A 7,481-nucleotide genomic window follows, 5' to 3' on the forward strand; every position below is an offset into this window, starting at 1 on the left:
ACGGCGCCGGTGACGATTCCGGGGTTCACGATCGATCCGATTGGGTTGGGCGACTTGGTGTTGCCCGATATCACGACGGCGCCGGTGACGATTCCGGGGTTCACGATCGATCCGATTGGGTTGGGCGACTTGGTGTTGCCCGATATCACGACGGCGCCGGTGACGATTCCGGGGTTCACGATCGATCCGATTGGGTTGGGCAACTTGGTGTTGCCCGATATCACGACCGCTCCGGTGACGATTCCGGGATTCACGATCGACCCGATCGGGCTCAGCGCATTCATATTGCCGGACATCACCACGGCTGCATTCACCACCCCGCCGCTGGAGATTCCCCCGTTCGGCCTGGCGGCATTCGTCACGCCACCGATCACCATCCCGAGCATCCACATGCCAAGCACCACCATCGCCGGGTTCTCCATACCGCCGGCGCCGGGCTACCTCAACTCGACCATCGCGCCGTCGTCTGGCTTCTTCAACTCCGGCGCCGGAGGCAACTCGGGGTTCGCCAACAACGGCGCGGGATTGTCCGGTTGGTTCAATTCAAATGCACCGGGCCTGTTCGGAGGGTCGGGCTTCCAGAATTACGGCAGCCTGTTCTCCGGCTTCAACAACATAGGCAGCGGCATCTCGGGCTTCGCCAACACCGGCGTGCTGGATCTCGCGGTGAACAGCTTCGTCTCGGGCCTTGCGAATATCGGCAACAACCTGTCCGGGCTGTTCTTCCGGGGTACCACGTAAACCCCTCTCCTCAGACGGAATTCGCGCCTGTCGTAGCAGGCGCGAATTCCGTTGTGGAAAGCGGGAGTCCTACTTGAGGACCAATTTCTTCAGGGCCTCTTGGTCGGACTTCAGCAGCTCCTCGATGCGCGGCTTGTTCACCTCGGCCACGATGATTTCACCGACCTCCTGATAGACCTCGCTGAAGATGCCGTGCGACTTCATCTTCGCCGTCTGGTACTGGTTGTCCTCGGTGGGCGTGACGTAGTAGACGGCGTCGGCTTTGAACCGGTGCACCAGCCAAAGGTGGATCAACGTCATCAAGCGCTTCTGCCGCAGTTTCTCGGCGAACGTATTCTGGTCGCGCACCTGCAGGATGCTGCGGCCGTACCGGTCCTTGATCGGGTCGACCACGACGTTGGCCAACTGATCGTCACCCTCGCCGTAGATCCCGAGCTCCAACACATCCGAACCGGCACGCCGGGGCCGCAGTGTGACGCGCAATTTCTCGCCCAGGTGATAGTGCTCGCTCCACACTGCGAGCCATTCCTCGAGCAGTTTCTTGGGCACCTCGGTTTGCACGAGATGCTGGTGCTGCGTCGAGCCCTTGCCCATGGACTTGGTGGTCGCGGTGCGTCCCGAGGAGGCCGCCAGGGCCGCATCGCTGCGCGGTCCGCCCACCAGCGTCTGCGGCGTCCGGTACGGCGACTCGACCAGCCGCATCTTGCGCTGCAACCTGGCCAGCGCCAGCATGCCGTCCTGCTTGAGGTTGGTGGCGAACTCTTCGGCGGCCACGCCGTCGATCTGGTGCCCGCCGTAGGTGATGAAGTTGAAGACGAAGCCCATCTTGCCCAGCTCGACGGGGAATTGCTTCATCTCCTCGTCGGTCATGCCGGTGGTGTCCCAGTTGAACGACGGCGAAAGGTTGTACGCCAACATCTGGTTGGGGAACACCGCGTGGATTGCCTCGGCGAACTGGCGGGCGTCGGCAAGATCGGCGGTCTTGGTCTCCATCCACAAAATATCGGCAAACGGCGCGGCGGCAAGGGATTTGGCGATCGCATACGGGATGCCGCCGCGGATCTGGTAGTAACCCTCGGGCGTCTTCGCCAATTCGCAATCCCAGGCGGCATCGGCGCGCAGTTCGTTGGCCTTGGCGCGCGCGTCGTACAGCGAGGCGGTGGCTGCGAAGGTCCGCCATTCCTCGGAGCTGATACCAGCCGGTTCGCCTTCACTTTCGCTGAATTCGAGCTTCTCGGCTACGGCCTCGCCGTAGGTCATCACGCCGGCGTCGTCTTCCCAGGCGGCGACGAACCGCGACTCGACCTCGTCGTACACGTCGTCGATCGACTTTTCGCTGTCTTCCCGCCAGGTGTTGACGGCCTCGGCAACCAGGTTCAGGATCCCCTGCTGCTCCAGCCAAGCGTCCGCAGCGGCGTATTCACCATCGCTGAGCGCATACAACAGGTGGCCGTTGATGTCCTCGGCGCCCAGGTCATAGAAGCGGCGCATCATGGCCAGGAAACACGCCTTGTAGGACGGGATGTTGAGATTGGTCGCGCCCAACAGGAACGGCTGGTCACGCTCGTCGCCGCGACTGTCGATCAGGTTCGCGGCCTCCGCGTCGGTGCGCGCCACGATGATTCCGGGCACCCGCATGATGTCGAGCTGGAAACGTGCGGCGTTGAGCCGCTTGATCTGTTCGTCCGACGGCACCAGAACTTTGCCACCCTGATGGCCGCATTTTTTGGTGCCGGGGCGCTGGTCCTCAATGTGATAGCCGGGTACGCCGACCTCGACGAAGCGCCGAATCAGGTTGCGCACGTGGGGATCTCCGCCGTGACCGGTATCGGCGTCGGCGATGATGAACGGTCGGTAGTCGTACAGCGTGGCCGCCGCCCGCTGCCGCTCGCTCATATTCAGGCGCTGATATTCCTGATTGCGGTCAGCAGTCAGCAGCGCGCGCACCAGGACCGCCGCGTCGTCAGGCACCTGGCTCAGCGGATAGCTGGCGAGGTCGGGCCCGGGATCTTCGGTGGTGGACCCCTTGGCCGAGGTGGCCCAGCCGCCGAGGTAGATCCCTTCGATGCCCATGCGCTTCATGCTCACCGCTTGTCCCGGTGAATAGGGACCGAAGGTGGTGATGCTCTGCTTGGCGTCGTACAACTCGCGAAGCCGTTCGTAGAACGCTCTCGCGGCTTCGCGTGCCACCGTGTAGTCGGTGGGTATGGTGCCGCGCTGTTCGACCACCTGGCGAGCGGAGTAAAGGCGGGTGATCTCGGAAAACCGCGAACTCTCGAAATATTGCTGGGTGGCCGCTAGATCCTGCTCGAATGGCGACTGGACCGCATTGTCCGTTTCGGCGATGGCCATGGCCCGCTCCTTTTCAACCCCGACTCCCCTGACTGACAGAGTGTATTCCCCGGCAGAGTGAGCTAAATCACCGGCCGAGGCGTGTTGAATTCTGTCCGACTGCGCCGGCTATGTAGCAGTCAGCACTTTGCGGCTCGGCAAAACCCAAGCGGCGCAGGGGGCTAGATCGAAATGATCAGAGCGAGATCGAAATGATCAGAGCGAGGAAAACACTAGGCTTGCGGCGGCCCGTGCTGGCACAGTCATGCTTCGCGCGGGTGTGGCTGAGTGGCTAGGCAGCGGCCTGCAAAGCCGTGGACACGGGTTCGAATCCCGTCACTCGCTCAGCGCGACCCGCGCGGCGTTCACTGAACAGGGCCCGTCTGTGAGCCTGGAGAAAATCGCCCGTCAGGCGGGGAGGCAGCGTTCTCCACGACCCGCGCGCGCAACCAACTCTGCTGGCGCCGAATAAATTCGGCATCAACGACGTGTCCGTGGCCGGGCACGTAGATAGCGTCGGATCCCCCGAGGCTCAGCAATCGGTCCAAGGTGCTGGGCCAAGCGCCGATATCAGAATCGTCGTCGATCGCCGGGTCGGCGGACTCCTCGACAAGGTCACCGGTGAACAGCACGAGCGGCTCACCGGTGCGGACCGCAGGCACTACCACCACCAAGTCCGAGCGAGTGTGGCCGGGACCCAGGTAGGTGACGGATACGGTGCGGTCACCGAGATCGACCACGGCGTCGTGCACCCCGTGTTGGGGCGGCCGCAGCGCCGCGATGGCGCGATCCACCTGATCCGGTTCCGCGCCGTGACCTACCGCGTCCTTACGCAACTGATCGGTAGCTGATGCCAGGTATTGGACCACGTCGGGTGCGCAGTACACCTCTGCCCCGGCAAACACCGACGAACCCAGTACGTGGTCGAAGTGCTGGTGCGTCAACACCACGTGGCTGATCGAGCGGCCGGCGATCTGCCGGACATCCGACGCGATGGCGCTGGCCTCCTCGAGCGTTGTGCCGGTGTCCACGAGCAGCGCGCCGGACGGTCCCCACACCAACCCGATCGTCACGTCGCAGAACGGAAGCCGGCAACGGTGCACGCCGTCGGCTAACCGGTCCCACTGCTGGTGCACTACGGCGTCGCCCGAAGCACCGTCGGGCCGTACCAGTGGCACGCGAACAGCGCCAGTCCTACGTCCACCCGGTCGTCGATCGGCCGACCTCGCCGCGCGACCGCACGCTCCAGGCGGCTCTTGAGCGCGTTGAACGTCAAGTTCAGCTGCTGTGCCGCGGTCTCCTGGGCAGCGTCGTTATGCAGGTAGATCCGCAGCGTCTCGCGCAGCACGGCATCGTCGTCGGTGTCGGACGCCAGCGCTCCCAGCACGTCGCACACCCAGTCGCGAACCTCGTCGACGCTGGTGCCAAATAGCCCCGCTGCCATGACGGTCGGATCCGTCGCCGCCGCAACCACCCGTTCCACCGGCGGTGATTGCGGTGGTTTCCGGGCCCGGGTCAGCAGCGCCGATCGCACGCGTTGCGCCTGACGGTGGGAGCGCCGGAATCCACCGGCACCCGACCCGACCGCGCCGATCGCCACGCACAGCGAGTCCGTTCGAGTGATCACGTAGTCGCGGACCTTCGCGGTGATATCGCCCGGTGCGGTGTGGAACGGCAACCAGATCCAGGCACTCGTCCGGTCCGCAGCCGTGATCAACGGGGCGGCCGAGGTGTCGACCGAATCGGCCAAGTCGCGGACGACTCCGTGAATCCGGGTTAGCTCGTCGTCGGTGCTGTCGGTGCTGTCGGTGCTGTCGGTGCTGTCGGTGCTGTCGGTGCTGGGCAACCAGACGACAACCGCGAGATGCTGCCAGTGCAGCGGATAACGGAGCGCAACGGACGCGGCATCGATGTCGATGTCGATGTCGGTGTCAAAATCGGTGTCGGTGCCAATGTCGATGGCGGAGTTGTCGTTCAGCAACTCGTGAACCCGCATCGCGCGGATGCTGTTCTGATTCTCCAGCCAATGCCCACGCTCGTCGTCGTACTCTGCGGCCAGTTGCTGGGAAACCTGGTCAACGTACTCGAGAACCACGGCGGTGATGGCTTCGATCACCGCCACCCTGGTGTTCGGCTCCACCCCCAGCGCATGCAACTCGGCAAACACCAGTTCGGTCAGGTGGCGTTGGCCCAACCGGTAGGCACGCACCAGGGTCGTGAGCGGCAAGTCGTGCTGAGCAACCAACTGGGCGTATTCCAGGGCTGGCTCGGGCACGCTGATCCCGCGGACCTCACTACCGTGCCGCAATTTGCCGAGGACGGTCAGCAGATTTGTCCGAACACTCATGTCGAGGATCTCGCCCATGTGGGGGTCGGCGCTGAGCTCAGGAATCTGCTCCTCGAGGCCTAACCCGATAGAGGCGCTGATCTGGTCGATTTGTTGTTCCAGCCGGGTGGCGACCATGACGACCTTGCCGTGGACAGCGTCGTCGGCGGTTGGACAGTCCGTGGTCACGTGTAGACGGTAAATGGCGAGCATGGGCGCGCGCATCCGCGTTGACATGTCGGGAATTTCCTACATATATTGCGGCGTGGCCTCCGTCGATCGCGTCTGTGATCGCCTCTTCGTTGCATTGGCGAATCCGGTGCGGCGCAAGCTCCTCGAAATCCTGACTCGACAGCCCCTGTGTGCCGGTGAACTCAGTGACCGGTTCGAACTGAGCCGCCCAGCGGTCGCCGAACACCTGAAAGTGTTGCGCGAAGCGGGCCTGGTCGCCGATGAGCCGCAGGGCCGGCGGCGCATCTACCGGTTGACAGCAGAACCCTTGGCGGCACTGGGCGACTGGCTGCATCCTTTCGAAAACCTCTGTCTCCCCGGGCGTGCCGACGTTGCCGCGCCGCCGCCCGAAAACCCCGATCAGGAGAAAACATGCGGGCAGTAGTGATTACCAAGCACGGCGACCCATCGGTCCTGAAAGTGCAGGAGCGCCCCGATCCGCCGCCACCGGGACCGGGTCAGCTGCGCATCGACGTGCGAGCGGCCGGGGTCAACTTCGCCGATCACCTTGCCCGCGTGGGTCTGTATCCGGACGCACCCAAGCCCCCAGCGGTCGTCGGTTACGAGGTGGCCGGGACCGTAGCGGCAGTGGGTGACGGGGTTGATCCGGGTCGGGTCGGCGGACGGGTGTTGGCCGGCACGCGGTTCGGCGGCTATGCCGAGATCGTCAACGTCGCCGCGGCCGACTCGGTGGTGCTGCCGGATTCGCTCAGCTTCGAACAGGGCGCCGCGGTGCCGGTCAACTACTCGACGGCCTGGGCTGGCCTGCACGGCTATGGGTCGCTTCGTGCCGGCGAGCGGGTGCTTATTCACGCGGCGGCCGGTGGTGTCGGGATCGCCGCCATTCAATTCGCCAAGGCTGCCGGTGCGGAGATCCACGGCACCGCATCCCCCGGCAAACACGACAAACTGGCCGAACTGGGCGTGCATCGGGCGATCGACTACCGCCGCGACGGGTGGTGGAAAGGATTGGAACCCTACGACCTCGTCCTGGATGCGTTGGGAGGCACCTCTTTACGACGGTCCTATCGCCTACTGCGGCCAGGTGGGCGGCTGGTCGGTTACGGGATCTCCAACATGCAGGAGGGTGAGAAGCGCTCGTTGCGCCGAGTGGCGCCGCATGCGGCGGCGATGCTGCGCGGATTCAACCTGCTCGATCAACTGTCGGAGTCCAAGATTGTCATCGGGCTGAACATGCTGAAGCTGTGGGACGACCGCGGCACGCTCGAGCCCTGGATCACGCCGTTGACCCAAGCGCTCAACGACGGCACGGCGTCGCCGATCGTCCATGCGGCAGTTCCGTTCGCCGAAGCGCCCGAAGCGCATCGGATTCTCGCCGCCCGCGAGAACATCGGCAAGGTCGTACTGGTGCCCTGAAGTGCGGGGCGGCGGACTGTTTCAGCCGCTGCGGCGGGGGTTACCTACGGGGCATGGCTGTCACCGAGTCCCGCGAAGTCGTCATCGAGGCGACGCCCGACGAGATCATGGACGTATTGTTCGACCTCGAATCTCTCCCCGAGTGGTCGCCGGCGCATCGCAAGGTCGAAGTTCTCGAGCGCGACGACCAGGGCCACCCCACCAAGTCACGACAGGTCGTCAAGGTCGTCGGCGTCAGCGACGAGCAGGTGTTGGACTACTCGGTGCACGATGACGGCGTGAGCTGGACGCTGGTGAGTTCCAGCTCCCAACGAGCTCAGGATGCCCGGTACACGTTGACTCCCGAGGGGGACTCCACGCGGGTGAAGTTCCAACTCACGGTCGATCTGACCGTGCGCGTACCGGGCTTTCTGGTCAAGAAGGGTGCAAAAGGACTGATGGAGACCGCCACGGACGGCTTGCGCAAGCGCGTGCT

Annotated in this window: 6 protein-coding genes, 1 tRNA gene and 1 pseudogene; 5 read left to right on the forward strand and 3 right to left on the reverse strand. The window is 64.3% G+C overall.

Annotated features, from left to right (window positions below):
• Positions 1 to 741: pseudogene (locus A5636_RS26640) on the forward strand (PPE family protein); the annotation flags it as partial.
• A 69-nt stretch (positions 742 to 810) separates the two neighbouring features.
• On the opposite strand, the gene aceA reads toward A5636_RS26640, so the two are convergent.
• The gene (gene aceA / locus A5636_RS18885) at positions 811 to 3,093 is read right to left on the reverse strand and encodes an isocitrate lyase ICL2 (RefSeq protein WP_065160168.1); all 2,283 of its coding nucleotides are present in this window, start codon (positions 3,091 to 3,093) and stop codon (positions 811 to 813) included.
• 253 nt (positions 3,094 to 3,346) lie between these two features.
• On the opposite strand from aceA, the gene A5636_RS18890 reads away from it, so the two are divergent.
• Positions 3,347 to 3,417: transfer RNA gene (locus A5636_RS18890), tRNA-Cys, on the forward strand.
• Between the two features lie 20 nt (positions 3,418 to 3,437).
• Here the strand turns inward: A5636_RS18890 and A5636_RS18895 are convergent.
• Complete coding sequence (locus A5636_RS18895) at positions 3,438 to 4,208, reverse strand: MBL fold metallo-hydrolase (protein ID WP_065160171.1); 771 nt, start codon at positions 4,206 to 4,208, stop codon at positions 3,438 to 3,440.
• Complete coding sequence (locus A5636_RS18900) at positions 4,208 to 5,587, reverse strand: PucR family transcriptional regulator (protein ID WP_155763894.1); 1,380 nt, start codon at positions 5,585 to 5,587, stop codon at positions 4,208 to 4,210. Before A5636_RS18900 ends, A5636_RS18895 begins: the two co-directional genes overlap by 1 nt.
• Before the next feature lie 76 nt (positions 5,588 to 5,663).
• Between A5636_RS18900 and A5636_RS18905 the strand changes: the two genes are divergently transcribed.
• The 3 genes from A5636_RS18905 to A5636_RS18915 all read left to right on the forward strand — a co-directional run.
• Entirely contained in the window at positions 5,664 to 6,014 is a 351-nt protein-coding gene (locus A5636_RS18905; RefSeq protein WP_253900643.1) for an ArsR/SmtB family transcription factor, read from the forward strand.
• Entirely contained in the window at positions 6,002 to 7,006 is a 1,005-nt protein-coding gene (locus A5636_RS18910) for a zinc-binding dehydrogenase (RefSeq protein ID WP_065160169.1), read from the forward strand. Before A5636_RS18905 ends, A5636_RS18910 begins: the two co-directional genes overlap by 13 nt.
• A gap of 53 nt (positions 7,007 to 7,059) precedes the next feature.
• Positions 7,060 to 7,481: SRPBCC family protein (locus tag A5636_RS18915; protein WP_065160170.1), on the forward strand; the 422-nt coding region annotated here is incomplete at its 3' end.

It is taken from the genome of Mycobacterium asiaticum (assembly GCF_001673315.1).
GTDB classification, from domain to species: Bacteria; Actinomycetota; Actinomycetes; order Mycobacteriales; family Mycobacteriaceae; genus Mycobacterium; species Mycobacterium asiaticum_B.

What these genes read in the sequence shown, in the direction of transcription:
- A5636_RS18910 (WP_065160169.1), top strand. Translation starts at nt 6,002, where the DNA reads ATGCGGGCAGTAGTGATTACCAAGCACGGCGACCCATCGGTCCTGAAA.
- aceA (WP_065160168.1), bottom strand. Translation starts at nt 3,093, where the DNA reads ATGGCCATCGCCGAAACGGACAATGCGGTCCAGTCGCCATTCGAGCAG.